The organism is Corynebacterium sp. MSK039 (assembly GCF_030232315.1).
Lineage (GTDB): Bacteria > Actinomycetota > Actinomycetes > Mycobacteriales > Mycobacteriaceae > Corynebacterium.
In genome coordinates this window covers 297,593-323,186 of sequence record NZ_JASPJL010000001.1, presented here as the reverse complement: position 1 = coordinate 323,186, position 25,594 = coordinate 297,593, and the positions used below count along the sequence as shown (strand labels likewise).

Annotated in this window: 24 protein-coding genes; 19 read left to right on the top strand and 5 right to left on the bottom strand. The window is 65.4% G+C overall.

What is annotated here, in order from left to right; all coding sequences use genetic code 11:
• Positions 1-214: 214 nt before the first annotated feature.
• From QP997_RS01485 to QP997_RS01470, 4 genes are all read left to right on the top strand, one after another.
• Entirely contained in the window at positions 215-679 is a 465-nt protein-coding gene (locus tag QP997_RS01485; protein WP_284845980.1) for a YraN family protein, read from the top strand.
• On the top strand, positions 679-2,295 hold the full coding sequence (locus QP997_RS01480) for a YifB family Mg chelatase-like AAA ATPase (RefSeq protein WP_284845979.1): 1,617 nt from the start codon (positions 679-681) through the stop codon (positions 2,293-2,295). The genes QP997_RS01485 and QP997_RS01480 overlap by 1 nt, the downstream gene beginning before the upstream one ends.
• Positions 2,292-3,548, top strand: coding sequence for a DNA-processing protein DprA (gene dprA, locus QP997_RS01475; RefSeq protein WP_284845978.1), 1,257 nt, complete (start codon positions 2,292-2,294; stop codon positions 3,546-3,548). Before QP997_RS01480 ends, dprA begins: the two co-directional genes overlap by 4 nt.
• A 61-nt stretch (positions 3,549-3,609) precedes the next feature.
• Entirely contained in the window at positions 3,610-4,593 is a 984-nt protein-coding gene (locus QP997_RS01470; RefSeq protein WP_502870418.1) for a tyrosine recombinase XerC, read from the top strand.
• Positions 4,594-4,640: 47 nt separating this feature from the next.
• Here QP997_RS01470 and QP997_RS01465 read toward each other — a convergent pair whose 3' ends face one another.
• A complete protein-coding gene (locus tag QP997_RS01465; protein WP_284845976.1) occupies positions 4,641-5,267 on the bottom strand; it encodes a M23 family metallopeptidase in 627 nt (208 codons plus the stop codon).
• 516 nt (positions 5,268-5,783) lie between these two features.
• Between QP997_RS01465 and rpsB the strand changes: the two genes are divergently transcribed.
• The 5 genes from rpsB to QP997_RS01440 all read left to right on the top strand — a co-directional run bounded on the left by rpsB (position 5,784) and on the right by QP997_RS01440 (position 10,204).
• Positions 5,784-6,593 (top strand): 30S ribosomal protein S2, encoded by an 810-nt coding sequence (gene rpsB, locus QP997_RS01460; RefSeq protein ID WP_070758859.1) that lies wholly within the window; start codon positions 5,784-5,786, stop codon positions 6,591-6,593.
• A 178-nt stretch (positions 6,594-6,771) separates the two neighbouring features.
• Positions 6,772-7,590, top strand: coding sequence for a translation elongation factor Ts (tsf, locus tag QP997_RS01455; RefSeq protein WP_284845975.1), 819 nt, complete (start codon positions 6,772-6,774; stop codon positions 7,588-7,590).
• A gap of 204 nt (positions 7,591-7,794) precedes the next feature.
• On the top strand, positions 7,795-8,490 hold the full coding sequence (gene pyrH, locus QP997_RS01450; protein ID WP_222863800.1) for a UMP kinase: 696 nt from the start codon (positions 7,795-7,797) through the stop codon (positions 8,488-8,490).
• A gap of 99 nt (positions 8,491-8,589) precedes the next feature.
• Positions 8,590-9,147: a ribosome recycling factor gene (frr, locus tag QP997_RS01445; protein WP_070758862.1), complete on the top strand. Its 558-nt coding sequence runs from the start codon at positions 8,590-8,592 to the stop codon at positions 9,145-9,147.
• Positions 9,148-9,379: 232 nt separating this feature from the next.
• The gene (locus tag QP997_RS01440) at positions 9,380-10,204 is read left to right on the top strand and encodes a phosphatidate cytidylyltransferase (RefSeq protein WP_070758875.1); all 825 of its coding nucleotides are present in this window, start codon (positions 9,380-9,382) and stop codon (positions 10,202-10,204) included.
• 7 nt (positions 10,205-10,211) lie between these two features.
• On the opposite strand, the gene QP997_RS01435 is transcribed toward QP997_RS01440, so the two are convergent.
• A complete protein-coding gene (locus QP997_RS01435; RefSeq protein WP_284845974.1) occupies positions 10,212-10,649 on the bottom strand; it encodes a LapA family protein in 438 nt (145 codons plus the stop codon).
• Between the two features lie 133 nt (positions 10,650-10,782).
• Between QP997_RS01435 and rlmN the strand changes: the two genes are divergently transcribed.
• From rlmN to QP997_RS01405, 6 genes are all read left to right on the top strand, one after another.
• Positions 10,783-11,895, top strand: coding sequence for a dual-specificity RNA methyltransferase RlmN (gene rlmN, locus QP997_RS01430; RefSeq protein WP_284845973.1), 1,113 nt, complete (start codon positions 10,783-10,785; stop codon positions 11,893-11,895).
• A 162-nt stretch (positions 11,896-12,057) separates the two neighbouring features.
• A complete protein-coding gene (locus QP997_RS01425) occupies positions 12,058-14,517 on the top strand; it encodes a DMSO/selenate family reductase complex A subunit (RefSeq protein ID WP_284845972.1) in 2,460 nt (819 codons plus the stop codon).
• 24 nt (positions 14,518-14,541) lie between these two features.
• The gene (locus QP997_RS01420) at positions 14,542-15,183 is read left to right on the top strand and encodes a DMSO/selenate family reductase complex B subunit (protein ID WP_012360075.1); all 642 of its coding nucleotides are present in this window, start codon (positions 14,542-14,544) and stop codon (positions 15,181-15,183) included.
• Positions 15,184-15,187: 4 nt separating this feature from the next.
• Positions 15,188-16,159, top strand: a complete 972-nt coding sequence (locus QP997_RS01415) for a dimethyl sulfoxide reductase anchor subunit family protein (protein ID WP_284845971.1) — start codon at positions 15,188-15,190, stop codon at positions 16,157-16,159.
• Positions 16,159-16,764, top strand: coding sequence for a TorD/DmsD family molecular chaperone (locus QP997_RS01410; protein ID WP_284845970.1), 606 nt, complete (start codon positions 16,159-16,161; stop codon positions 16,762-16,764). The genes QP997_RS01415 and QP997_RS01410 overlap by 1 nt, the downstream gene beginning before the upstream one ends.
• 55 nt (positions 16,765-16,819) lie before the next feature.
• Positions 16,820-17,608, top strand: a complete 789-nt coding sequence (locus tag QP997_RS01405; protein WP_284845969.1) for a 4Fe-4S dicluster domain-containing protein — start codon at positions 16,820-16,822, stop codon at positions 17,606-17,608.
• Between the two features lie 175 nt (positions 17,609-17,783).
• Here the strand turns inward: QP997_RS01405 and QP997_RS01400 are convergent, their stop codons facing one another.
• Positions 17,784-18,170: a DUF2631 domain-containing protein gene (locus QP997_RS01400; protein ID WP_070758869.1), complete on the bottom strand. Its 387-nt coding sequence runs from the start codon at positions 18,168-18,170 to the stop codon at positions 17,784-17,786.
• Between the two features lie 129 nt (positions 18,171-18,299).
• On the opposite strand from QP997_RS01400, the gene dxr reads away from it, so the two are divergent.
• The 3 genes from dxr (at position 18,300) to ispG (ending at position 22,170) form a co-directional block, all read left to right on the top strand.
• The gene (dxr, locus tag QP997_RS01395; RefSeq protein ID WP_148811633.1) at positions 18,300-19,493 is read left to right on the top strand and encodes a 1-deoxy-D-xylulose-5-phosphate reductoisomerase; all 1,194 of its coding nucleotides are present in this window, start codon (positions 18,300-18,302) and stop codon (positions 19,491-19,493) included.
• Positions 19,478-20,881 (top strand): M50 family metallopeptidase, encoded by a 1,404-nt coding sequence (locus QP997_RS01390; RefSeq protein WP_284845968.1) that lies wholly within the window; start codon positions 19,478-19,480, stop codon positions 20,879-20,881. The genes dxr and QP997_RS01390 overlap by 16 nt, the downstream gene beginning before the upstream one ends.
• A 128-nt stretch (positions 20,882-21,009) precedes the next feature.
• Positions 21,010-22,170, top strand: a complete 1,161-nt coding sequence (gene ispG / locus QP997_RS01385; protein WP_148811635.1) for a flavodoxin-dependent (E)-4-hydroxy-3-methylbut-2-enyl-diphosphate synthase — start codon at positions 21,010-21,012, stop codon at positions 22,168-22,170.
• Positions 22,171-22,242: 72 nt separating this feature from the next.
• On the opposite strand, the gene QP997_RS01380 is transcribed toward ispG, so the two are convergent.
• A complete protein-coding gene (locus QP997_RS01380; protein ID WP_284845967.1) occupies positions 22,243-23,016 on the bottom strand; it encodes an ABC transporter ATP-binding protein in 774 nt (257 codons plus the stop codon).
• 102 nt (positions 23,017-23,118) lie between these two features.
• The gene (locus tag QP997_RS01375) at positions 23,119-24,126 is read right to left on the bottom strand and encodes an ABC transporter permease family protein (RefSeq protein WP_284845966.1); all 1,008 of its coding nucleotides are present in this window, start codon (positions 24,124-24,126) and stop codon (positions 23,119-23,121) included.
• Between the two features lie 115 nt (positions 24,127-24,241).
• On the opposite strand from QP997_RS01375, the gene QP997_RS01370 reads away from it, so the two are divergent.
• Positions 24,242-25,588, top strand: a complete 1,347-nt coding sequence (locus tag QP997_RS01370; RefSeq protein WP_284845965.1) for a sensor histidine kinase — start codon at positions 24,242-24,244, stop codon at positions 25,586-25,588.
• Positions 25,589-25,594 lie beyond the last annotated feature (6 nt).

Sequence of the window (25,594 nt, the reverse complement as noted above, 5' to 3'; positions counted from 1 at the left end):
TTTTGCCGGCTGCCCCGCTGTTATCCACACCCCAGCGCCTATCCACAGGCTCCTGGGGTTTTCTTCTTCCCGCTTTCTTTTCAGGACGTCAACGCCCTGGCCACCGTGCTTGGCTAGCCTCACACGCTGCCCTGGTACGACAGCTGCGTGGGCAGGGCATGGGTGAAGGAATTTTCCACGCGCAGCGAAAGACAACGACAGCGAGGTACGGGGGATGGATAGCGCAACGCAGGTGGCACAGGTCGGCCGAAACGTGACCGGCCGGGGTTCGGTTCGCCAGGGTGCGGTTGGACAGGACTCGGTCGGCCAGAGCTCGGTTGGCCAGAACTCGGCGGATTCAACGGTGGGGGTAGGCCGACAAGGTGAGAACCTGGCCGGGGAATATCTGGTGAATCAGGGCTGGAGAATTGTGGAGCGCAATTGGCACTGCCGGTTCGCGGAGCTCGACATCATTGCTCTCGACCCCGCAGGCGAGATGGTGTTCGTGGAGGTCAAGTATCGCAAGGACACCGCCCACGGCACTGGTGTGGAAGCAGTGACACAGACCAAGCTGCGCCGGATGCGACTGGCGGCGGGGAAGTGGCTGGCGGAACAGCAACGCGGGGTCGATGTGGTGCGTTTCGACGTCATCGACGTGGGCCCCGCTGGCGTGCGGGAACACGTGGTGGGGGTGGCGTGATGGCAGTCGGGCAAGCCAGAAGCATGGCCCTTCACGGGTTGGACGGGATGCTCGTGACCGTGGAATGCGACCTGGGGCGGGGGCTGCCCGGGGTCAGCGTAGTCGGGCTGGGGGATGCGGCGGTGGTGCAGGCTCGTGACCGAATTCGCGCGGCGATGCTGAACAGCACACTGCCGTGGCCGAAGTCGAAGGTCGTGATGAGCCTGTCGCCGGCAGACGTGAAGAAGGAGGGCTCCAGCTACGACTTGGCGATGGTGGCGTCGATCCTGGCAGCCCAGGGTTTATCCGAGTTCGCGCTGGAGCTCCTGAGTGACACGGTGGTCGTCGGGGAGCTCGGACTGGACGGTACGGTGCGCGCCGTCGCCGGGGTTGTCCCCATGATTCTGTCCGCACAACGCCGGGGGATGAGTCGCATCGTGATCCCAGAGGAGAACCTGCCCGATGCTCAGCAGCTCGTCGACGTGGTTGCCGGTCTGGACATCCTCGCCGTGGGCAGCCTGAAGGAATTTCACGCATGGCTGCGTGGCTCCGGCAGCATTGTCCCCGTGAGTAAACCCGTGGGCGCGCTGACCCCGGATTCCGGGCACGGGGCACGGGATGAGGAGGTCGACATGGCCGACATCGTGGGGCAGGCCGAAGCGCGCCGGGCGCTGGAGATTGCCGCCGTGGGCGGGCACGCCATCATGCTCACCGGACCGCCGGGCAGTGGAAAGTCGATGCTCGCAGAGCGCCTGCCGACGATCCTGCCTCCGCTGTCGGCCACCGAGCAGGTCGAGGCGGCCGCGATTCACTCGATTGCCGGTGGCCGGGGAGACCTTGGCCCGATCTGGGCCGGGGTGAGACCCTTCGTCTCCCCGCACCCTTCGGTGACCCAAGCCGCGCTTGTTGGTGGCGGGCCGAACCTGCAGCCCGGCGCGATCAGCCTGGCCCACCACGGTGTGCTGTTCTTGGACGAGGCAGCGGAGACCCGCTCGGGGGTGCTGGACTGCTTGCGGATCCCGATGGAGTCCCGCCGGGTGGAGATCGCGCGTGCCCGCCGCAGTGTCTCCTACCCGGCGGGATTCCAGCTGGTGATGGCGGCGAACCCGTGCCGTTGCGGTGCTGAGGATCCAAGCATGTGCACGTGTAGTTCGACGGACCGCCGCCGCTATTATGCGCGGGTCTCGGGTCCCATCCGCGACCGGATTGACGTCTTCGCACAGACCCGCAGGCAGCGGCTGATCGGTCAACAGTTCCCGGTGAGTGCGCAGGCAACGGCCACGAGTGGAGCCGACAGCGAGGAGGGACGAGCGGAGAGCTCAGCGGTGGTGGCGGAACGGGTCGCCCAGGCCAGGGAGCGTTCCCACCACCGTTGGCGAAAACTCGACCTAGGGGAGGCCGTGACGAATGCGACGATTCCCGGCAGGCTGCTGCGCTCCGAGTGCGCGGCGAGTTTCGAGGGAATGGTGGCGCTGCAGGAAGCCTATGGTTCCGGTGCGCTCTCGCAGCGTGGGGTGGACCGGGCGCTGCGGGTGGCGTGGAGCCTCGCCGACCTCGCCGGGGTGGCCCGGCCCGGGGTTGGGGAGGTTCTGGACGCTGCCGAGCTCTTTTCCGACACTGAGGAGGTGCCAGCATGAGCCCTGGTGGCACTACGGAGGAACGCCAGAACCTGCTCGCGTGGATCTACCTGCGGCAGACCATCGAAGCCTCAAATACGGATATTCTCAACCTCCTCTGGCCCGAAGGGTGGGAGAATCGGGTCGCGGACCGGGACGCGGGAAAGGGAGTGGCTCCCGATGTGCGGGGGCTCGCCAGCCGCATTCGCCACCGTGACCCCAGCCTGCCGCGCAGGATCCTGGAATCGACTGCCACGCGCGTGGACTGCGATCCGGAAGCCGAACTCGACGCCGCAACGGCTGCGGGGTTCCGGCTGATCACCCCGCTGGACCAGGAGTGGCCAGAGACCCTGGATCACGCCTTCGCCCGGATTGATGACCGCGGCAGCGACCAGAACTCGGCCGTCCGGGGCCTTGCCGCAGCACCCTTTGCCCTCTGGCTACGGGGCAACGGCAACCTGCGGAACTTAAGCCGCCAGTCGGTGACCGTCGTTGGCACCAGGCAGCCCAATGCTTATGGGGCGCAGCTGAGCACCCAGCTCAGCACGGACCTCGCCCTGGAGGGCTACAGCATCGTCTCAGGCGGAGCCCGCGGAGTGGACCGCTGCGCCCACACCGCCGCCCTGCGCGCCGGGGGCGCGAGCATCGCGGTGCTCGCCTGCGGACTCGACGTGGATTACCCCAGGCAGCACGTGGGGATGTTCAACCAGATCGCGGAGTCCGGGGTTGTTGTTAGCGAGTACGCGCTGGGTACCCACCCCGCCCGGCACCGCTTCCTCACCCGGAACCGACTGGTCGCCGGCCTGTCTGCAGGCACCATCGTGACTCAGGCCGCCAACCGCTCCGGGGCGCTGAACACCCTCAACTGGGCGGAGGTCATGCTCAATCAGCCCATGGTGGTGCCCGGCCCCGTGGATACGGCACTCAGCCAGGGGGTGCTCCACCGCCTGCGGGACGGCCGGGCCCAACCGGTCTGGACCGCCAGCCACGTCCGGGAGCTGGTGGAGGACTCCAGCCAGTTCCACGCCGGGGCGCCTGAACAGCAGGCGATGGTCTTCGGCTCCGGCACCGGGGTGCAGAGCATGTCGCTGAACCAGGTCACCGTCTACGACGCAGCCGGATTGCCTGGCGGAGGCGGTGGAACGCTGCGCGACATCCAGCAGGAGACCGGGCTCTCCATCCAGCTGGTGATGCGGACGCTCAAGGAACTCGACAAGCAGGGACTCATCACCAGGGAAGGGGAGCGTTGGGTCCGGGTGGATGGGCAAGAGTAGCTGGGAGGCTGTTGATCTGCGGCGACAGCTCCATTGCGCGGCAACAGCTATGCTGAGCTGCATGCCGAAAGCCCGCGACCCGCAACTCCTCCTCGAGGACTACGTGGACTACCTGCGCTATAACCTCGGCCGGTCGGAAAACACGATCCGGGCCTACCAGCGGGACCTCATCGACGCTCTCGAGGGGCTGCGGGATATTGAGTCCTTCACCCTCGACCACGCACGCGACGTGCTGGGGTACGCGGCCGACGATGGCGCCAGCCGGTCCCGGCTCTCCCGTCTGGCCTCCAGCATGAAAGGCTTCGGGAAGTTTCTCGCCCAGCGCGAGGTACTCCCCGCGAACCCGGTCTCTGCGCTCCGGCTACCCAAGGGAGAGAAGACACTGCCACGCGTGATGCGCAGTGACCAGGCCCGCACCCTCCTCGATGGGCTCAAGCGTGATGCCCTCGAACCCCCGACCGCCGACCACGACGTCGACGACGCTCCAGCAGCCACGCAGCCAACAGGCGAGAAGCAACGGCGACGCGCCACAGCGCGCCGGGTGCGGGATTGGTTCATCGCCGAGCTGCTGTTTGGCACCGGCATTCGTGTTGGCGAGGCCGAGGCCATTGACGTCGAGGATTTCGACCGGGCCAACCGGCTCTTGCGTGTCACCGGTAAGGGAAATAAGACCCGCGTGGTTCCCTACGGCGGAATCATCGATGAGGCTCTCACACACTGGCTTTCCCACCGCGGTGAGCTTGCCCAGCCTGGTAATCCGGCGCTGCTCGTTGGGGTGCGCGGGGGTCGGCTCAACCAACGGGAGATCCGCCGAGTAGTTGACCAGGCCATCCGCCGCCACCCGGAGCTCACAGTAGGGCACATGTCCCCACACGGGTTCCGCCACTCCGCAGCAACCGCCGTGCTCGAAGGCGGGGCGGATCTGCGGGTAGTCCAGGAACTTCTGGGGCACGCCTCGATGAATACCACTCAGATCTACACTCACGTCGGCGCCGAGCGGCTCAAGGCCGCCTACCGCCAAGCCCACCCGCGCTCGGGAGAATAACGGCCCGCACCACGAAGCCCGCAACATGCGCCCCACACCACGCGGAGCTAGCGCAATAGACGCACGCGCACCGAGCCCAAGAGCTCAAACGGATCGAGGTATCGCTTCCGCCCATCCGTGCCCTTGACCCACGCGCCCCAGGACAACCCATCCGGCTTCCGGGCACTATCGCCCAACAACGCCGCATTCGCGAGCCGACCGATTCGCTGGCCCCGGGATACGGACTCACCCTTGGTGACCTCCGCGTGTACGGGCTCGTAGGTGGTGTGTAGCCCATCCCGGTGCCGGATCGTCACCACCGGTGTGCCCGCGACGGTTCCGACGAAGTTGACTTGCCCGCCCATACTGGCGAGGACGTCCGCACCTGGCGCTGCCCGCAGGTCCACGACGCGGTGGCCGGGTAGCCAGTCCTTCTCCGGAATATCGAGCGGCCGGGTCACCAGAGCTTCCGCCGCAACGGGGGAGGTCGGGGAGTCCGTGACGAGCGGCACGCGGTGGGAACGGTTCAGCCGATCAGTGCCCCGCAGCACGCCCCCGCGATCTTGTTGCGCTTCCTCCACGGCGGAAGCCACTGGCGGAACCGGAGCCACCGCGATGGTCGACGTCAAGCTGAAAACACTGGCCGCTGCGAACAGTCGGCCACAGAAACGAGCGGAAGAAAGAAAGCGGAACATGCCTCAAACCTGCCGCAGGCGACGTCCTCAAAAGAAGGGCGAAGAACGGGCGGTGGACAGGCAAGATCAACCGATACACACCGGGCAGGCAGCCACTTGGATTGGCAAGGCAGAGCAGCTAAGATGTTCTGGTGCAGTGTGCTCACGTTTCCCGCACTACCCGGGGATGATGCGCCGCGCGAACCGTGCCAGCGGAGAACACGAGGCCTCCCGCTAGTGGCGATCGCAGCGACGTCAAGAACACAACACCCCGGGCAACCGGCGGCGAGATAGCGAGCAGACTGACTACACGTAGATGCCTCGTGTCCCCAACAGGTTCCACCTACGGTCCCGCTGATTGCGGGTCAATACAGGTGGCGCAGCCCGGGGAGTCTGCCGGCCGGTCGCATAAGCCGAATGGAAGTTCGTCGAGTGCGCCGAAGAAGAAAACCGTAAAACCCCAAACTTTCGAAAGCGAGGAAGGGGCGGCAACGCTACAAGGCGAAGAAAACGCTTCAAAGCTGCCCCTGTAACACCATGGCTGTTGTTACTATGCGCGAACTGCTGGATGCAGGCGTCCACTTTGGTCACCAGACCCGTCGTTGGAACCCGAAGATGCGTCGTTTCATCTTCACCGACCGCAACGGCATCTACATCATCGACCTGCAGCAGACCCTGACCTACATCGACGAGGCCTACGAGTTCGTCAAGGAGACCGTCGCCCACGGCGGCAACATCCTGTTCGTCGGCACCAAGAAGCAGGCTCAGGAGGCCGTTGCCAACGAGGCTGAGCGCGTTGGCATGCCGTACGTCAACCACCGCTGGCTCGGTGGCATGCTCACCAACTTCCAGACCGTCTCCAAGCGCCTGGCCCGCATGAAGGAACTGCAGGCTATGGACGCAGCCGAGGATGGCTACCAGGGCCGCACCAAGAAGGAGATCCTCCTTCTGAACCGCGAGCGCGAGAAGCTGGAGCGTGTCCTGGGCGGCATCGCCGACATGACCAAGGTCCCGTCGGCAATGTGGGTCGTTGACACCAACAAGGAGCACATCGCTGTCTCCGAGGCGAAGAAGCTGGGCATCCCGGTTGTCGCCATCCTGGACACCAACTGCGACCCGGACGAGGTCCAGTACCCGGTCCCGGGCAACGACGACGCGATCCGTTCCGCAAACCTGCTGACCTCCATCATCTCCTCCGCTGTTGAGGAGGGCCGCAAGGCTCGCGCGGAGCGTCAGGCAGCTGCTGCGAAGGACGCTGCCGGCGACACCGGCAAGTCCGAGGCGGACGCTGAGGCTGTGAAGGCTGAGGCTGCAGCCGAGGAGAAGGCCGAGTCCACCGAGGCCTAAAGAGTGTTGAGCGGGGCGCGTACGCCCCGCTCGATGCCTCACACGGAAAGGCCGTATCTCGGCCTGCCTAGTGAGTGTGTTGCCCGCCGCCACACGTGGCGGGGATTTGCCTCTAGAATTATTGGCTGACAGCACATTCATTCTTTCACCACTTCCATACGAAGGAGGGTCGCCACTGATGGCGAACTACACCGCTGCTGATGTCAAGAAGCTCCGTGAGATGACCGGCTCCGGCATGATGGACTGCAAGAAGGCTCTCGTCGAGGCTGAGGGCGACTTCGATAAGGCCATCGAGATCCTGCGTATCCAGGGTGCCAAGGACGTTGGCAAGCGCGCTGAGCGCTCCGCATCCGAGGGCCTGATCGCAGTCTCCGGTAACACCATGATCGAGGTCAACGCTGAGACCGACTTCGTGGCCAAGAACCAGGAGTTCATCGACTTCGCGAACAAGGTTGCTCAGGCAGCCGACGCTGCGAACGCTAACTCCCGCGAGGAGCTCGAGGCAGTCGAGGTCGACGGCGCGAAGGCTGTCGACGCCCTGCAGGAGCTCTCCGCCAAGATCGGCGAGAAGCTCGAGCTGAAGCGCGCTGTCACCCTGGAGGGCGACAAGGTTGCTGTTTACCTGCACCAGCGCTCCGCTGACCTGCCGCCGGCAGTCGGCGTGCTCGTTGCTTACGAGGGCGAGAACGAGGAGGCTGCACGCGCGGCCGCCATGCAGGTCGCCGCTCTGAAGGCCAGCTTCCTGTCCACCGATGAGGTCCCGGCCGAGACCGTCGCCAAGGAGCGCGAGATCGCCGAGGCTACCGCTCGTGAGGAGGGCAAGCCGGAGAAGGCTCTGCCGAACATCATCGAGGGTCGCCTGAAGGGCTACTTCAAGGACGTCGTCCTGCTGGAGCAGCCGTCGGTCACCGAGTCCAAGAAGACCGTCAAGCAGGTCATGGACGAGGCAGGCGTGAAGCTGACCGGTTTCGTGCGCTACGAGATCGGCCAGGGCTAAACCCGACACTGATCCCGTGCCTTCACGGCGTGGCTTAGTCGCTTAGCACGGCACCGCGCCACGGCATGGCGATAGTTTGAGCCGCCCACCCGTTTCACACGGGTGGGCGGCTTTTATTGTGCGCTATAATCCTGTTCAACATCTGAAGCGAGACAAGGAGATTCGTTGAGTAACGCGCCACACAGGTCCGGTTATAAGCGGGTTATGTTGAAGCTGGGCGGTGAGATGTTCGGTGGGGGAGCCGTAGGCATTGACCCAGATGTCGTTCAGAACGTCGCACGCCAGATCGCCGAAGTCGCTAACAGTGGCGTGCAGGTGGCTGTGGTCATCGGCGGTGGAAACTTCTTCCGCGGCGCGGAGCTGCAGCAGCGTGGCCTCGACCGTTCCCGCTCTGACTACATGGGCATGCTGGGCACCGTCATGAACTGCCTGGCCCTGCAGGACTTCCTGCAGCAGGAAGGCGTGGACTGCCGCGTGCAGACCGCCATCCAGATGACCCAGGTCGCTGAGCCCTACCTTCCGCTGCGCGCGGACCGCCACCTCGAGAAGGGGCGTGTGGTCATCTTCGGCGCCGGCATGGGCATGCCCTACTTCTCCACGGACACCACCGCAGCCCAGCGCGCCCTCGAGATCGGTTGCGAGGTTCTGCTGATGGCCAAGGCGGTTGACGGCGTGTACTCGGATGACCCACGCACGAACCCGGACGCTGAGCTCTTCCACGAGATCAACCCCCAGGACGTGCTTGAGCGCAACCTCAAGGTCGCCGACGCGACGGCCTTCAGCCTCTGCAAGGACAATGACATGCCGATCCTGGTGTTCAACCTCCTGGAGCAGGGCAATATCGCCCGTGCTTGCGCCGGCGAGCGCATCGGCACGCTCGTCAGCTCCGAGGTGAAGTAACCCGCCACGATGGCGGCACGCGGGTGAGGCGGGCAAGAACAGTCCGCCTCGCCGCACCAAACAGGAGAGTTGGGGGCAAGGGCTGCTAAATTGGTAGCCATGATGGACGAAATTCTCCTGGAATGCGAAGAGCGCATGACGAGCTCCGTCGAGTTCGCGCGCGAAGACCTCACGACGATCCGTACCGGGCGTGCTAACCCGGCCATGTTCAATAGCGTGATCGCCGAGTACTACGGTGTCCCGACGCCGATCACCCAGATGGCGACGATCAGCGTTCCCGAGGCGCGCATGATGCTCATCAAGCCCTATGAGCAGTCCCAGATCCAGGTCATTGAGAACGCGATCCGCAACTCTGACCTGGGCGTTAACCCGACCAACGACGGCCAAGTGCTGCGCGTGACGATCCCGCAGCTCACCGAGGAGCGCCGCCGCGAGATGGTGCGCCAGGCCAAGTCCAAGGGCGAGGACGCGAAGATCGCGATCCGCAACATCCGCCGCCACGGTATGGAACAGCTCGCGAAGATCCAGAAGGACGGCGATGCCGGCGAGGACGAGGTTCGCGCCAGCGAGAACGAGCTCGAGAAGACCACCTCGAACTACGTCAAGCAGGTCGACGAGCTTGTTGAGCGCAAGGAAGAGGAGCTGATGGAGGTCTAGGGACCTTCTTGAGGAGGGCTCCTTGAGCTCTTGATAGCCCTTTAAGCACACAACACATGCCCGCTCGCGTTGTGAGCGGGCATGTCGCGATAAGAGGGCAAAGTGCACACACTCATGAGGGGCTGCCGGCAGGCGGCCGGAAAGGCGAGGTGCGGTGGCAGCTCACGCGTCGAATCCTGCATCGGAGCCCGGGAGCACCGCCCCGGGGGAGGCGGCCAAGCCCGCCAAGCAGATCAACCCTGGGCGAAACCTTAAGCATGCGATCACGACGGCGTTGATTCTCGGCGCAATCGTCATCCTTTCGCTGCTCTCGCCGTTGCTGTGGTACGCCCTGCTCGTCGTGGGCATGGGCCTGGCGGTCTACGAGGTCTGGCGCCGCCTGCTGGAGGCCGGCTATGTGCTGAGCCTCCCGGTGCTCGTGGTGGGCTCCACCGCGATGATCCTGCTTTCCTGGCCCTTTGGCCCCACGGGGTTGGTGGCAGGGTTTGCCAGCAGTGTGCTGCTGTTGATGGTTACCCGCCTGTTTCACCACGGCAGGCACTCGCCACCGCATAACTACGTGCGCGATATGGCGGTGGGGGTGATGGTGTTGACGTGGATTCCGATGTTCGGTGCGTTCGCGGCGATGCTGTCGCGATTGGAGTCCGCCGGAGCCCCCGGGGCCTTCTACATCATCACCTTCATGCTTTGCGTGGTCGCCAATGATGTGGGCGGTTATGCGTTCGGCGTGCTCTTCGGCAAGCACCCCATGGCTCCTGCGGTGAGCCCGAAGAAGTCCTGGGAGGGCTTCGCAGGCTCCGTGACGAGTGCCGCCGTGGTCGGCGCGCTCGCGGTGGCCCTGTTGCTGGGTGGTCCCTGGTGGTTGGGGATCGGGCTGGGCGTGGGGCTGTCCGTCTGCGCCACCCTGGGAGACCTGGTGGAATCCCAGTTCAAGCGGGATCTGGGCATCAAGGACATGTCCGGCATGCTGCCTGGACACGGTGGGCTGATGGACCGCCTCGACGGGATGCTGCCCGCGGCGATGGTGACCTGGGTGGTCCTCAACCTGATCGGCTAGGCCGACGTTACTTATAGCCGCGCTTGATCTGGCGGCGCAGCTGCGTCATCCGCACGATGCCGACCATCGCCATGATGAGGGCTCCTGCGATCGCGGCGATCAGCATGCCGATGCCGATGGGGAAGCTCCACTCCCAGCCGAAGAAGACCAGCTGGGCCTCCGTCTGATTCTGCAGGATGAACACCAGCAGGAGAATCAACACGAGAGCGCCGATGATCAGCGCCGCCCACGTGCTGGCTGCGACGGAGCCCTTCACGTTCTGGTGGGTACGCTCTTGCTGCTCAGCCTGCGCTACGGGGGCGACCTCCCCCTGAGTGGGTGCTGGTGCCGAGTTGTTTTCTGCGGCGGGCTCGGCGGGTAGTTGAGCCTCTGCCGGAGGCTCGTTGAAGGCCTCGCCAGCGGGCTGGAAATCAGGATTCTGGGGATTGGTGCCTGGGTTCGTCATACCTCTATTCAAACGAACTGTGCGGCCAGCTGCCATCACCGGGGTGCCCTCGCTACTCTTCGGCACCGGCTTATCTGGGCTCATGGCCCGGAATCGCGAGGTAGAGGGCATACGTGGAATAATGGGGCTCACTATGGCTACCCCCGTGAAACTGAATTTTTCCGCGCCTCGCCGCGGCCTTCCGCCCAAGCACTTCGCCGACCTGACGGCTGAGCAGGTTGAGGAGGCAGTGGTGGAGCTCGGGCTTCCGAAGTTCCGTGCGAAGCAGCTGTACAACCAGTATTACGGTCGCCTCGAGGGCGATCCGCTCGAGATGACGGACCTCCCGGAAGCCAGCCGACAGACCGTCAAGGAGAAGCTCTTCCCGGAGCTGATGACCCCGCTGCGCAAGCTCGATGCCGATGATGGGGAGACCCGCAAGACGCTCTGGCGGCTGCATGATGGCACGCTGCTGGAATCCGTCCTGATGCGCTACCCGGGCCGCGCCACCTTGTGCATCTCCTCCCAGGCCGGCTGTGGCATGGCATGCCCGTTCTGCGCGACTGGCCAGGGTGGGCTGGATCGCAACCTCTCCGTGGGCGAGATCGTGGAGCAGGTGCGCAACGCCGCCCGCGCGATGCGCGATGGTGAGGTCGCCGGCACCGAGGGGCGACTGTCCAACATCGTGTTCATGGGCATGGGCGAGCCCCTGGCTAACTACAAGCGCGTGGTCGAGGCCGTGCGTCAGATCACCCAGCCGGAGCCGCACGGCTTCGGGATCTCCCAGCGCAACGTCACCGTGTCCACCGTGGGCCTGGCCCCGGCGATCCGCAAGCTCGCCGATGAGGACATGTCCGTCCGACTGGCCGTGTCCCTGCACACCCCGGACGACGAGCTGCGCGACACCCTCGTCCCGGTCAATAACCGCTGGTCCGTCGAAGAGGTTTTGGGCGCCGCCGCGTATTACGCGGAGAAGTCCGGTCGCCGCGTGTCCATCGAGTATGCGCTCATCCGCGACATCAACGATCAGCCGTGGCGGGCCGACATGCTGGGCAAGAAGCTCCACAAGGCACTGGGCAGCAAGGTGCACGTCAATCTCATTCCGCTGAACCCGACCCCGGGCTCGAAGTGGGATGCGTCCCCGAAGGAGCGTCAGGATGAGTTCGTCCGGCGTGTGATCGAGCAGGGCGTGCCGTGTACCGTGCGCGATACGAAGGGGCAGGAGATCGCAGCGGCCTGTGGCCAGCTCGCTGCCGAGGAGGACTAGCGACCCCCAGGGGTTCCGTGAAAACAAGGCGCCTGTACTGCTGGGAAAACCCCACCAGTACAGGCGTTTTGTGATCAACTTTACGCCGGAAAACCTCGACTCTGCATTCTCGGGATTGCTAAAATCCGGTTAAGAGTCCATAGGTTTAGTGAAGGCGTTCAATTGGCTAATCTTAATAAAGTCACTCGTCGGCGTTTTCTCGGCTGGTCGGCCGCGGCCGGCGGTGCCGGCGCCCTGGTCGCCTCGGGTGCGGGCGACGCACTGAGCAAGCAGTTCCTCGGCATCCCGGCGATGGGCCAGGAAGAGGCCGATGAGAAGATCGTCTGGTCCGCCTGCACCGTGAACTGCGGCTCGCGCTGCCCGCTGCGCCTCAAGGTGCGGGACGGCCAGATCGTTCAGGTCATGGCCGATAACACCGGCGACGCGGAGCTGGGCACTCAGCAGATCCGCGCCTGCGTCCGCGGCCGCTCGATTCGGCACCGCATCTACAACCCGGACCGACTGAAGACCCCACTGAAGCGTAAGCCAGGCACCAAGCGGGGCGACGGCGAGTGGGTCGAGATCTCCTGGGAACAGGCTCTCGACGAGATCGCCGAGAAGATGACGGAGATCAAGTCCACCTACGGCAACGAGGCCTTCTACCTGCAGTACGGCACCGGCGTCATCGGGGCGACGATCGCGCGTTCCTGGCCGCCCGTCGAGACTCCGTTCGCGCGCCTGATGAACCTGTGGGGCGGCTACCTCAACCACTACTCGGACTACTCCACGGCTCAGATCACCTCGGCCTACCCGTACCACTACGGGGAGTGGGTCGGGTCGAACTCCTTCGACGACGTCGCGAACTCCAAGCTCCAGGTCATGTTCGGCAATAATCCGCTGGAAACCCGCATGTCGGGTGGCGGGGAAACCTTCGTGACTCAGAAGATCAAGCAGGAGCACGGGGTCAAGACGATCGTCATCGACCCGAGGCAGTCCGAAACCTCCGTCGCGCTCGCTGATGAATGGGTGGCCCTGCGTCCCGGCACTGACGCCGCGCTCGTCGCCGGGCTCATCCACGTCATGCTGACGGAGAACCTCCAGGACCAGAAGTTCCTCGACAAGTACACCGTCGGCTTCGACGAGCACACTCTGCCCGACTCGGCGCCGAAGAACTCCTCCTACCGCTCCTACGTCATGGGCAAAGGCCCCGACGGAATCGAGAAGAGCCCACAGTGGGCCGCGAAAGTCACCGGGGTGCCGGCCGACCGGATCACCCAGCTGGCGCGCGAGATCGCCCAGGCCAAGCCCTGCGCCATCACCCAGGGCTGGGGGCCGCAGCGCCACGCCAACGGCGAGAATCAGGCCCGCGCGATCTTCCTGCTCGCAGCCGTCATCGGGCAGATCGGCATCAGGGGCGGTGGCACCGGCGCGCGCGAAAGCTCCGCGAACCTCGGCATGGCAAGCCCGTTCAACACCCAGCACGAAAACCCCATCGAGACCGCGATCCCGGTCTTCGGATGGACCGAGGCCGTCGAACGTGGCGAGGAGATGACCGCCACCCGCGACGGCGTGCAGGGCAAGGACAAGCTGGACGTCCCGATCAAGATGATCTGGTCCTACGGCGGAAACGCCAATACCAACCAGCACGGCGACCTCAATCGCACGATCGAGCTGCTGCGCAGGGAGGACAAGGCGGAACTCATCGTCGTCAGCGACATCCAGATGAGTGTGTCCGCCCGCTACGCCGACTACGTCCTGCCGGATGCGTCCACTGCCGAACAGGAGGACGTCATCCAACAGGGCAGTGCCGGCAACATGGAGTACACGATCCTGGCCTCCAAAGCCATCGAACCGATCCACAACACCAAGCCGATCTACGAGGTCTGCGCCGAGCTGGCCGAGCGTCTCGGGGTGGGAAAGAAGTTCACCGAGGGGCGCACCCAGGAGCAGTGGGTCAAGCACACGATCGCGGAATCCGCCCGCGAAATCCCGGAGCTGCCGAGTTACGAGAAGCTCAAGGAGATGGGCGTGTGGAAGCGGGCTGGGGAGTCGGTGATCCCGCTGAAGGAGTTCCGCGAGGACCCGGCAGCCAACCCGCTCGAAACCCCGTCCGGGCTGATCGAGATCTACTCCGAGGAACTCGCGAAGCTACGCAAGGAGTGGGAATTCCCGAACGCCGCACCTGGTGATGAGATCACCGCGCTGCCGGAACACGTCGACACCTGGGAAGGACCCGCGGAGGCGCACAAGGCCTACACCAGCGGCGGCAAGTACCCGCTGCAGTGCATCGGACACCACACGAAGGGCCGAACCCACTCGTCTTACGGCAACGTGGACTGGCTCCGGGACGACGCCCACCCCCAGGTGCTGTGGATCAACCCGCTGGACGCCCGCAAGCGGGGTATCAAGAACGACGACGAGGTCTACGCGTTCAACGACCGCGGCAGGATCAAGTCCGTCGCACGGGTCAGCCCCCGCATCGCGCCCGGCGTGATCTCCGTTCCCCAGGGGTCCTGGTTTGCGCCGGACGCCAAGGGAGTGGACGCCGGAGCCAGCGTCAACACACTGACCAGTTGGCACCCATCCCCGCTGGGCAAGGGCAATGCCCAGCACACGACTCTCGTTGAGGTTGAGAAGGCCTAAGAAAGGCCGAAGGTAAGGAAAAACATGGCTAAGAAGAACGCTTCCCAAGAAAACCAGCGGCTGGGTTTCTACTTCGACCAGAGCTTGTGCAACGGCTGCAAGGCCTGCCAAATCGCATGCAAGGACAAGCACGACACCCCGCTGGGTACCAACTGGCGCCGGGTCGTGGAGTACTCCGGCGGGGATTGGAACCTCGCCAACGGGGTGTTTAACCACGACACCTTCACCTACTACACGTCGATCTCCTGCAATCACTGTGAGGACCCGATCTGCGCGAAGGTCTGCCCGACGACCGCGATGCACAAGGGGGAAGACGGCATCGTCACCGTCGACCCCGATAAGTGCATTGGTTGCCGCTACTGCGAGTGGGCCTGCCCTTATTCCGCTCCGCAGTTCAACCCGGAGACCAAGCAGATGAGCAAGTGCGACCTGTGCGCCGACCTACGTGCGGAGGGGGAGGAGCCCGCCTGCGTCACCGCCTGCCCGTCGCGTGCCCTGGACTGGGGGCCGATCGACGAGCTGCGGGAGAAGTACGGCGATATCAGCGCCGTCGCGCCCCTGCCTGATCCGAGCATCACCAAGCCCAACCTCGTTATTCGCCCGCACCGCGATGCGAAGGAGTGGGATACCAACCACGGCGAGATCATGAATCGCCAGGAGATCTAGACCAGTGTTTCTGCAGGAATGGCCACTGACCTTCTTCACGATCCTGTCCCAAATGGCCGTGGGCGCGTTCATCATCCTGGGGCTCATCCAAGTGAGCTCCCGCCGGAGGGTCGGGGCAGTGGCGGATAAGGACCGCGCCGAGGCCAAGGCGCAGGCATTGGAGCGGGTCTCGGACGCCGCACTCTACGCAATTGGCCCGCTGATGGTCGCCGGCTTTATCGCCGCGTTCTTCCACCTGGGCAATCCCATGAACGGCATCAACGTGATCCGGGGCGTGCCGAGCTCTCCGCTCGCGCAGGAAGTCATGATGGGCGTGGGCTTTGCTGTGCTGGGCTTCGCCTTCGCCGCCACCCAATGGTTCCACTGGGGCAGCTCACGGCTGCGCTTCGTGCTGGCGATCGTCACCGCGCTGTGGGGCCTGGCCTTCGTGTGGTCCATGGCGCGCCTCTACATGCTGCCAACGATCCCGCATTGGGATCACTGGACCACCCCGGCGCAGTTCTATGTGACCACCTTCTTGAGTGGCGCACTCGCGATCGGCACGGCGCTCGCGTGGTTCCCGAAGCTGCGGGATAAGCCCTGGCTGAACAAGCTCATGCCCGCCAACCGTCGCCCGGCAGACATGAGCGATGCCCACGTGGACTACGTCAACCGGCTGGTGCAGCGCTCGCTGCAGGGCATCGGCGTGCTCTCCGTTTTGCTGCTCCCGATCGAGCTCTTCGTGATCATCTTCGCCTATATCCGACCAGATTCGGTCAACCCCGCGGCCTTCGCCTTCCCGACCGGGTGGTTCGTCCTGCGGCTGGCCCTGCTGATCATCGGTGCTGGGCTGATGGGCCTATTCCTGGCGCGGACCAAGAGGGACGACATCAACCTGTTGCTCACGCTGGTGATGACCAGCTACATCCTCGTGACGATCTCTGAGGTTATCGGCCGCTTCATCTTCTACGGCGGCATGGACAGGATTGGGATTTGATGGGCGCCGAGCAGGACCTGGCGGCCATCTCGGAGGCCGCCTTGGTGGTCTCCCAGCTTTTCCTGGCTGCCCCGAACCCCGAGCTGCGCGGGGCGTTGCAGGACGACGACGCACTGGCGCAGTGGCCGCTAACCGACCCCCAATCCCAGCGGGGGATCGCGATGCTGCGCGAGGCGGTGCGGGAGGGCAATCTGGATAGCCCGGATTCCCTCCAACGTGACCACCTCTACCTCTTCACCGGGATCGGCAAACCGCTGGCTCAGCCCTTTGAATCGCCGTACCTGTCGAAGGAGGGGTTGCTCTTCGACGAGCAGACGGTTGCCGTCCGTGAGGCTTATGCGGCTCACGGTCTGCGGGTACCAAACCCCCGGGTTCCGGATGATCACATCGGCTACGAATTTGCTTTCGTCTCCCACCTGGCAGGGCAGGCCGCTGGAGGCAACGCCGGAGCGCTGCCAGCCTTGTACCGCTTCGTGAGTGAGCACCTCGGGTGCTTCGCCGGTGACGTGGCTGAGGGGCTCCGGGAGCACGCCCAGACCGTGACCTACCGTGCCCTGGCCGAGCTGAGCGAGGGAGTGCTGGCCCATGTCCGAGCCGAGCGCTAAGCCTGAGCTCTTAAGCGCCGACCAACGCCATCGGCTCTACCGGTGGGCGCGAGACATGAACCCCGACGTTGTGCTGGTGTGTGCCGAGGCCCAGCTGCCGCGCTTCCCCCGGAACCACAGCCCCGTCCTGTTGCCAGGCTGCGCGGGTGAGGATCCCTCGTTGGCCGCTGCGTTATTGGCCTGCGGGGCGAAGCGGGTGCGCGTCCTGCCATGCCGGGAAGCCCACTCGGAACGCTGCGCGGCGGGTGCGGAACTGGTGGAAACCCCGCAGGCGCGGGTGCTGCGCGCGGCCGAGTACCTGGATGCAACTCAGGTGCCGGTGTCCCGGCGGGCGCTGATCGGGCTGGGGGCGCTGGGGGACGGGGAGATCGTGGTGGATCCGAACGCCCCGACGATGATCCGGCTCGCCCAAGCGCACCAGGTGTTGGGAACCCAGCCCGCCACCAGCACCGAGCTGGACGCCCCGCGGCTGATCGCCTCCGGTTGTCAAGCATGCGGGGTGTGCACCCAGATGTGCCCGAGCTCTGCCCTGGAGCTCACGGTTGTGGATTCGGTGGCCAGCCTCACCCAGAACCTCGCCGCCTGCACTGGGGAGAATACTTGTGTTGCCAGCTGCCCCTACGGCGCATTGAGCAGCAGCGGCCAGCTGCAGCTCGCCGACCTGGTCGACGGGGACATACGCGAAATCACTAGATTCCCGGTCTGCCAGTGTCGCCGCTGCGGGGCGGATTTCCCGGCCCGGGAAGGGGAGGACGGCACGGCGAAGACCTTGTGCCCAACGTGCGAGCGCACCACTGCCGACCCGTTTTCCTCCTGGCTGCCTCCCGGCTTCACCCTCGACTAGCGTCCGGGGGCGTTTTCACGGCGCCGCGGCGCCGGGAATTATCGCCGGGCCACGGCGTGAGGGCGTTCGGTGGCGCTAGCGGAACCCGTGAATGCAGCGATGGCCCCGAACCACTTCTGGTTCGGGGCCATCGCTTGTGCCAGACGCCTGGCGTGTCGCTAATGGGGTAGCTGCGCTACTCCTTGATGTTCAGCGCCAGCTTCTCCTCAGGGGTGAGGTCCGCGTACACGCCGGTGTTGTTGCGCTGATCCTCGGTCCAGTTCGGCTCGACGTGACCCGGGGCCTTGTTGCGTGCGGTCACCGTGGTGCGCTCCTTGGCCTTAGGCTCGAACGCGAACCATGCGGTACCGACGAGGATGAAAGCAGCCAGGGCGATCAGCCAGATGTTCTCGACGTTGCCCTCGTGGTTACCAACCAGCATGAACACCAGGAATCCGACGGAAATGAGGCCGGACAGAACGACGGCGCGCTTGCTCAGGGCGCTCCAGCCCCAGCCCGCGGATGGTACATCTTCGGTCGAAATGCCGTTGAAAACTTCAACCTTTGCTTCGTGGTGAGCCACGGAATCCTCCTGACGTCTGATCAGTTAATCACACTCATCTTGCCATAGATTTCACAGAATGTAGGTATCTCCACACGCCATACAGCCCCTACTCGGGTGTAGGAGGCTTCGCGGCCGGCGGGTTAGGATATGGCCATGACTTTCGACAAGACTCGCGTGGTGATTCTCGGGAGTACTGGATCCATCGGTGTCCAGGCCCTCGAGGTGGTTTTCGACAATCCCGAACAGTTCGAGGTGATTGGGATTTCGGCCCACGGCAGTAAGCCCGAGTTGCTCTTGGAGCAGGCCCAGAAGATCGGTCTGCCCGCCGAACGAGTCGCGGTGGCCTCCGACCGAACCGCCGATTTCGTCGAAGCCCAGCTCGGCGGCCACTGCATTCGTGGCCAGGACTCCGCCCGCGACCTGGTGGAGGAGCTCGGCGATCAGTTGGAGAGCACGGACGTGATCCTGAATGCCCTGGTTGGCTCCCAGGGGCTCGAGGCGACGCTGTCCTCCCTGGGTACCCAGGCGCGTCTCGCGTTGGCGAATAAGGAGAGCCTCGTCGCCGGCGGTCAGCTGGTGCTGGACGCCGCCGATGAGGGGCAGCTCGTCCCTGTCGACTCCGAGCACTCTGCGATGGCACAGTGCCTGCGCTCCGGGCGTCGCGACGAGGTGGCCACCCTCGTGCTGACCGCCTCCGGCGGGCCGTTCCGCGGCTGGACCCGTGAGCAACTGGAGCCGGTTACCCCGCTCCAGGCGGCCAGCCACCCCACCTGGTCCATGGGCCAGATGAACACGCTGAACTCCGCAACGATGGTGAACAAGGGCCTGGAGCTGATCGAGGCCTGCCTGCTGTTCGACATGCCTTCCGACCGCGTGGAGGTCACCGTTCACCCGCAGTCGATCGTGCACTCGATGGTGACCTTCCGCGACGGCTCCACCATCGCGCAGGCATCCCCACCGTCCATGAAGCTGCCGATCAGCCTCGCGCTCGGCTGGCCGAACCGCGTGGCCGGGGTGGGGCAGCCGCTCGACTTCACGCAGGCCGCCACCTGGGAGTTCGAGCCACTCGACGACGAGGTATTCCCCGCGGTGGAGCTGGCCCGCGAGGCAGCGAAGGCGGGCGGGGTCATGCCCGCGATCTATAACGCGGCGAACGAGGAAGCTGCGATCGAGTTCCTCAACGCGAATATGGCCTTCCCCCGCATTGTCGACACGGTGGAAGCCGTGATGTCCGCCTCCGGTGCAGCGTCCACCCCGACGTGCCTGGAGGACGTTTTGGAGGCCGAGCGCGAGGCCCGCGCACTGGCACATGAGAGGATGCGCCCGTGGCTTTTGGGCTAGGAGTACTGCTCTTCGCCTTCGGCATCCTGATCAGTATTGCGCTGCACGAGGCGGGACACATGTTCGCCGCCCGCGCCTTCGGCATGCGGGTGCGCCGATACTTCATCGGTTTCGGGCCCACCCTGTGGTCCACCGCGCCGAAGGATAAGGGACGGGGCGCTGCCACCGCGGGAACAGCGGACGTCGACGTCGACGCTGCCAACGTCCCGGCGAATCCGGCCCTGCTAACGGCGGAGACGGAGGTTGCTACCGACCCGACCGGTGGCGTGCCGCACACCGAGTACGGGATCAAGGCGATTCCGCTCGGCGGCTTCTGCGAGATCGCCGGCATGACCCCGCTGGACGAGCTCAGCGAGGAAGAAAAGCCCCACGCGATGTACCGCAAGCCCTGGTGGCAGCGGGTCATCGTGCTCTCCGGCGGCATCGCCGTCAACGTGCTCGTCGCGCTGATCGTGCTCTATTCGGTGGCGAATATCTGGGGCCTGCCCGACCACAAGGCGGATATTCGCACCACCGTGCAGTCCACCCAATGCGCCCCGCCGACCCAGGACGCCGACGGCACCCTCGCAGACTGCACGGGCGACGGCCCAGCAGCCGCTGCGGGCATCACACCGGGCGATACCATCACCGAGGTGGATGGCCAGGAGGTGCCCACCTTCCCGGACTTCACCAAGGCCATTGACCAACTCGTCTCGGAGAACGCGGCTGGCGCCGGGAGCGGTGAGGCACACGCCCAGAGCCGCGAACTCAGCGTGGGCGATACCCTCACCGTGCCGATGCGCGTGCAAAACCCGGATGGTGCCGACGAGGTTAAGCAGGTCGACGTCGACATCGTGGAACGGCGCAACCAGGACGGCTCCACGAGACTCGCCGGTGCGATTGGCATCACGATCAAGCTGCCGGGCAACGTCGAATACAACCCGGCGACCGCGGTGGGAGGGACCCTCTCCTTTACCGGCTATATGGTCTCCGAGACGGCCAAGGGCTTGGTCGCGCTGCCCGCGAAGGTGCCAGGAGTGGTCGCGGCGATCTTCGGGGCCGAGCGCGCGGATGATTCCCCCATGAGCGTGGTGGGTGCTTCCCGCATCGGCGGGGAGCTGGTGCAACACGAGCAGTGGCGTTACTTCCTGATGATGCTGGCCAGCCTGAACCTCTTCCTCGCCGCCTTCAACCTGGTGCCGCTGCCGCCACTCGATGGCGGGCACATCGCGGTGGCCATCTACGAGCGCATTCGTGATGGCCTGCGCCGCCGCCGGGGTAAAGAGCCGGGCCAGCCGGTGGACTACCGCAAGCTGCTGCCACTGACCTACGGTGTCGCGCTGTTGCTGATGGTCTTCGGCGCCATCGTCATCGTCGCGGATGTGATCAACCCCGTGCGGCTTTTCTAATTCGCAACTCTGTCCGCACCACACCGGCGGGGGCGTTGCCCGTTGTCGCCGGGGCGGTATTAGGCTGGGAGGGGCACGCTGCTTGATCCGCAGCACTCTATTTTCTTCGAAAGGGGCTAGAGACCTTCATGTCCGGCATTTCTCTGGGAATCCCAGATGGACCTCCACCCACGCTCGCGCCGCGCCGGAAGACCCGCCAGCTGATGGTCGGCGACGTGGGAGTCGGCAGCGAGCACCCGATCTCGGTGCAGTCGATGACGACCACGAAGACGCACGACGTCAACGCCACGCTGCAGCAGATCGCCCAGCTGACTGCGTCGGGCTGCGACATCGTCCGCGTGGCCTGCCCGAAGCCTCGCGACGCCGAGGCCCTGCCGATCATCGCCAAGAAGTCCCCGATCCCGGTGATCGCTGACATTCACTTCCAGCCGCGTTACATCTTCCAGGCCATCGAGGCCGGCTGTGCTGCGGTGCGTGTGAACCCGGGCAATATCAAGGAGTTCGACGGCCGCGTCAAGGAGGTCGCCCAGGCCGCCGGGGACGCGGGCGTTCCGATCCGCATCGGTGTCAACGGCGGCTCCCTCGATAAGCGCCTGCTCGAAAAGTACGGCAAGGCCACCCCGGAGGCGCTGGTGGAGTCCGCCATCTGGGAGGCCGGCCTGTTCGAGGAGCACGGCTTCGGGGATATCGCGATCTCCGTGAAGCACTCCGACCCGGTCGTGATGGTGGAGGCCTACCGCCAGCTGGCGGCGAAGACGGACTACCCGCTGCACCTCGGCGTGACCGAGGCGGGCCCGGCTTTCCAGGGCACCATCAAGTCCTCCGTGGCCTTCGGCGCGCTGCTCTCCCAGGGCATCGGCGACACGATCCGCGTGTCCCTGTCTGCGGACCCGGTGGAGGAGATTAAGGTCGGCGACCAGATTCTGCAGTCGCTGAACCTGCGCCCCCGCAAGCTGGAGATTGTTTCCTGCCCGTCTTGTGGTCGCGCCCAGGTGGATGTCTACACCCTGGCCGAGGAGGTCACCGCCGGCCTGGAGGGCATGGAGTTCCCGCTGCGCGTGGCTGTCATGGGCTGCGTGGTCAACGGCCCAGGCGAGGCTCGGGACGCCGACCTTGGCGTGGCGTCCGGCAACGGCAAGGGGCAGATCTTCGTCAAGGGTGAGGTCATCAAGACCGTGCCCGAGGACCAGATTGTCGAGACCCTCATCGAGGAGGCGCACCGCATCGCCGAGGAGCAGGGCATGGAGGCCGTGGAAGGGGCTTCCGCCGAGGTGAAGGTCACCCGCTAGGGTTCTTTTCCTTGATGACGACGATCGGCCCCGTCCTGCGTACGCAGGGCGGGGCCGAAGCCTTATCCAGGTTTAGCGGCTCTCGGTGATCTTGCCGTCCACGAGGGTCACCACTCGGTCCAGGGTAGCCAGCTGATCTTGGTCGTGGGAGACATACAGGGTGGCCGCGTTGGACTCCCGAGCCATCTGTCGAATCAGCTCGGTGACCTGGGTCGCCGTGGTCGTATCCAGTGCCGCGGTGGGCTCGTCGACGAGCAGGAGCTGTGGGGAGTTCATGAGCGCGCGGGCGAGGTTGACCCGGGCCTGCTGCCCACCGGAGAGTTCGCCGACCTTGCGCTGCTGCAGGCCACCCAGGCCCACAGCATCCAGCAGCTCGTCGGCACGCTGGGAAGCAGCCTGCTTGGCCTTGCGCTGCAGTGGCCACGGGGAGCCCAAGTGCAGCATCGCCATGAGCTGATCCTTGACCCGCAGGGAGGGCAAGAGATTCGGCTGCTGGAAGACGATGCCGATGTGGCTGCGACGGATGCGCGCAGCCTCGCGGGCGGAGTGCCCGGTGAGCGTCCTCGCCTCGGCGGGCTCGGCCGCCGTCAACACGGCCTCACCGCTCGTTGGCTCCTGGAGGCAGCCAGCCACGGACAGCAGGGTGGACTTACCGGAACCAGACGGGCCGGTGATACCCACCAGCTCGCCGGGGGCGATGTGTAGGGAGACCTCATCCAGAACGCGGCGAGTCTGCGCGCCATCGTTGACCTCCAGGGTGATGGCATCCATCGTGAGCCCGGAACCGGAGCGTGCATTGCGCTTCTGCTGCAGGGCCTGGGTGCTGTGCGAGGTTGCGGTGGTCATGGTTTTCTCCTTGGAAGGCGTTGTCGGGGTGTACGTCGGGGAAGTCAGTGGAGGGGAATCGTGCGCCAGCGGGGTGGTGGCACTATCTCGCCAGAAAGATGCCTAGGCTGCGGCCATTGCCTCGCGTGGGGAGACCTTCAACACGGGGTGCAGCGAGAGCGCGGAACCTGCCAGGCCTGCGAGCAGCAGGATGCCGGCGGGCTGGAGCATCGTGGACGCGGTGAGGTCGATCGGCAGGGGGTCGGCCAGGGCGATGCCGACACCGCCAGTGACCGCGAGCCCGCCCAGGATGCCCACGGCGAGGACGACCACGGCCTGGCCCAGCGAGTCAGTGATCAACACCCGACGGGAGGCGCCCAAAGCCGAGGAGATCGCCACGCCCCGCAGGCGCTGGATCGTCCACACCATGAAGAAGGCGCCAAGCACGAGGGCGGAAATCACGTACAGCAGATTGATCATGAGGTTCAGCGAGAGCTGCTCACCGGTATAGGAGGCCGAGGCATTCCACCGGTCATCGCCGCTCAGCGCCACCGTTCCCTCGGGTGCCCCGCCCGCGGAATCGATCGCCTCGGCGTCCACGACGGCTGCCAGGGAATTGGTGCGCAGGCTCCCAGCATCGGCGTCAGACACGAAGATCACCGGCTGGTGGTCGAAGTAGAGGTCCCGGTCGGGGCGCTCGACCTGGAAATCGCTGCCGCCCAGCGTGATGGTGCCGGGCGTTCCGGAGGTCGCGGCGAGGGCGTCGTCCTCAAACTCGGATGGAACCTGCGCAACACCGTGCGGGATATCAGGGGAGCTGAACACGGACACAGGGGTGGAGTCCACGCGCTCCCGGGCGACGACGAGCAGGGAGGCGCCGTAGTCTTCGCGCAGCGTGTCGATCTGGGACTCGCTGAGGCGGGAGGAGGATAGCGACGCGGTGCCGGAGTCCTCGAGCACCAGCACCTGATCGTCGCTCAGACGGTCCTGGAGCGCGGACACCGACTGATACTTCAAACCTGCGGCGAGGGAAGCCAGGAAGGTCACCATCACGGTGATCATGGCAACCGTCAGGGTGATCAGCGCAGTGCGGCTGGGGGCGGAACGGAGCTCTTTAAGACCTTGGAACATACTTCTATGCTCGCCGGGCGGGGAGAGGAAAACATCGGCTGTGGGGGTGGACTTTGACTCATACGAAAGGATGAGTCACCCCAAAGCCCCAGGCCATGGGGGTTAGGGTGGAGGCGTGAAGGAAGACCCACGCACCCACCCAGTCAGCTCGCAGCCTGCGACCCTCGACAAGCTCTCCCACGGCTTGTGGTTGGGCCTGCAGGTGTTGATGATCGGCCTGCTCATTCTCGTGGCCTGGCGGGCCACCCACCCGATGACCTGGGTCGGGCTGGGGGTGTTCTGGGTGATCTACTGCAGCCAACGACTCGTCACCCGCTGGGTGGGCGCGCCCACCTGGTTCGCCCTGCTGGTGGGGGCGTGGGCGGTGATGTCCGTCGGGCAGCTGGAGGGCGCATTCGTGGTCTTCCCGATGTTCTTCCTCGCCGTGTACGTGTTTAGCCCGAGGATCTCCGCGGCGGTGGTCGCCGCGCTCACGCTCGGGGTCGTGACGATGCTGGTGGGCCACATCGGCTGGAACATCGGCGCGGTGACCGGACCGACCATTGGGGCCGCGGTCGCCTGGACCCTGGGGGTCGGTTTCCAGCTGCTGCACCGGGAGGCCACCGCCAAGGCACGCGCCCTCGATGCCCTGGTCGCGGCCCGCGAAGAGGCCCTAGCCAGCTCCCGCAAGGCGGGTGAGGCCGATGAGCGGATGCGGCTGGCCGGCGACATCCACGACACCGTGGCCCAGGGGCTATCCAGTATCCACATGCTGCTCACCGCCGTGGAGTCCCAGCTGGAGGGAGCCAGCCCGGCTGGGGTAGGCGAGACAGGGGTAAGCGTGGCCGGGGGAACGCCCGATAGCGGTGGAAAGCGGCCCGCCGCCCAGCACCCCGCAGAACAGCCGGAGATCGAGGCGGTGCACCAACGGATGCTTACCCAGGTGCGGCTAGCTAAAACCACCGCCTCCGAGAACCTCGCCGAGACCCGCCGCATCATTGCCGCCCTGCAGCCCGCCCCACTAGAGGGGGCAGCGCTGCCCGTGGCCCTGGCACGGCTAGCCAGCTCCACCCCGCTCGGGGAGAAGCTGAGCTTCGAGACGGACGGCGCGCCCCGCCCGTTGCCCGACGAGGTGGAGGAAGGGCTGCTGCGGTGCGCCCAGTCACTCGTATCCAACGTGGTTCGCCACGCTAGGGCCGACCGCGCCAAACTCTCGCTGACCTTCCACCCGGGGGACGTCATCCTCGACGTCGTCGACAATGGCGCGGGCTTTGACCCCAGTGACGCCATCGACCGCGGAGCTACCGGCGGCAGCCTCGGCCTCTCAGGCGTCTACCGTCGCGTCCAGGCCCTCGGCGGCGAGATGACCATCGAGTCCGCCCCCGGGGAGGGAACCGGCATCTCGATCACGGTGCCCACGACCGGATACGATCGGGTCGATGGCGCCGGGTCGCACCCGCGCCGGGAAGGTGAGACACTGTGAACCACG

Excerpts from the sequence above, each read along its gene's own strand:
- QP997_RS01410 (WP_284845970.1), top strand. The coding sequence starts at position 16,159 with ATGGGCGCCGAGCAGGACCTGGCGGCCATCTCGGAGGCCGCCTTGGTG.
- rlmN (WP_284845973.1), top strand. The coding sequence starts at position 10,783 with ATGGCTACCCCCGTGAAACTGAATTTTTCCGCGCCTCGCCGCGGCCTT.
- QP997_RS01375 (WP_284845966.1), bottom strand. The coding sequence starts at position 24,126 with ATGTTCCAAGGTCTTAAAGAGCTCCGTTCCGCCCCCAGCCGCACTGCG.
- tsf (WP_284845975.1), top strand. The coding sequence starts at position 6,772 with ATGGCGAACTACACCGCTGCTGATGTCAAGAAGCTCCGTGAGATGACC.
- rpsB (WP_070758859.1), top strand. The coding sequence starts at position 5,784 with ATGGCTGTTGTTACTATGCGCGAACTGCTGGATGCAGGCGTCCACTTT.
- QP997_RS01380 (WP_284845967.1), bottom strand. The coding sequence starts at position 23,016 with ATGACCACCGCAACCTCGCACAGCACCCAGGCCCTGCAGCAGAAGCGC.
- pyrH (WP_222863800.1), top strand. The coding sequence starts at position 7,795 with ATGTTGAAGCTGGGCGGTGAGATGTTCGGTGGGGGAGCCGTAGGCATT.
- QP997_RS01485 (WP_284845980.1), top strand. The coding sequence starts at position 215 with ATGGATAGCGCAACGCAGGTGGCACAGGTCGGCCGAAACGTGACCGGC.
- frr (WP_070758862.1), top strand. The coding sequence starts at position 8,590 with ATGATGGACGAAATTCTCCTGGAATGCGAAGAGCGCATGACGAGCTCC.
- ispG (WP_148811635.1), top strand. The coding sequence starts at position 21,010 with ATGTCCGGCATTTCTCTGGGAATCCCAGATGGACCTCCACCCACGCTC.
- QP997_RS01435 (WP_284845974.1), bottom strand. The coding sequence starts at position 10,649 with ATGACGAACCCAGGCACCAATCCCCAGAATCCTGATTTCCAGCCCGCT.
- QP997_RS01470 (WP_502870418.1), top strand. The coding sequence starts at position 3,610 with ATGCCGAAAGCCCGCGACCCGCAACTCCTCCTCGAGGACTACGTGGAC.
- QP997_RS01405 (WP_284845969.1), top strand. The coding sequence starts at position 16,820 with ATGAACCCCGACGTTGTGCTGGTGTGTGCCGAGGCCCAGCTGCCGCGC.
- dxr (WP_148811633.1), top strand. The coding sequence starts at position 18,300 with ATGGCCATGACTTTCGACAAGACTCGCGTGGTGATTCTCGGGAGTACT.
- QP997_RS01480 (WP_284845979.1), top strand. The coding sequence starts at position 679 with ATGGCAGTCGGGCAAGCCAGAAGCATGGCCCTTCACGGGTTGGACGGG.
- QP997_RS01420 (WP_012360075.1), top strand. The coding sequence starts at position 14,542 with ATGGCTAAGAAGAACGCTTCCCAAGAAAACCAGCGGCTGGGTTTCTAC.
- QP997_RS01465 (WP_284845976.1), bottom strand. The coding sequence starts at position 5,267 with ATGTTCCGCTTTCTTTCTTCCGCTCGTTTCTGTGGCCGACTGTTCGCA.
- dprA (WP_284845978.1), top strand. The coding sequence starts at position 2,292 with ATGAGCCCTGGTGGCACTACGGAGGAACGCCAGAACCTGCTCGCGTGG.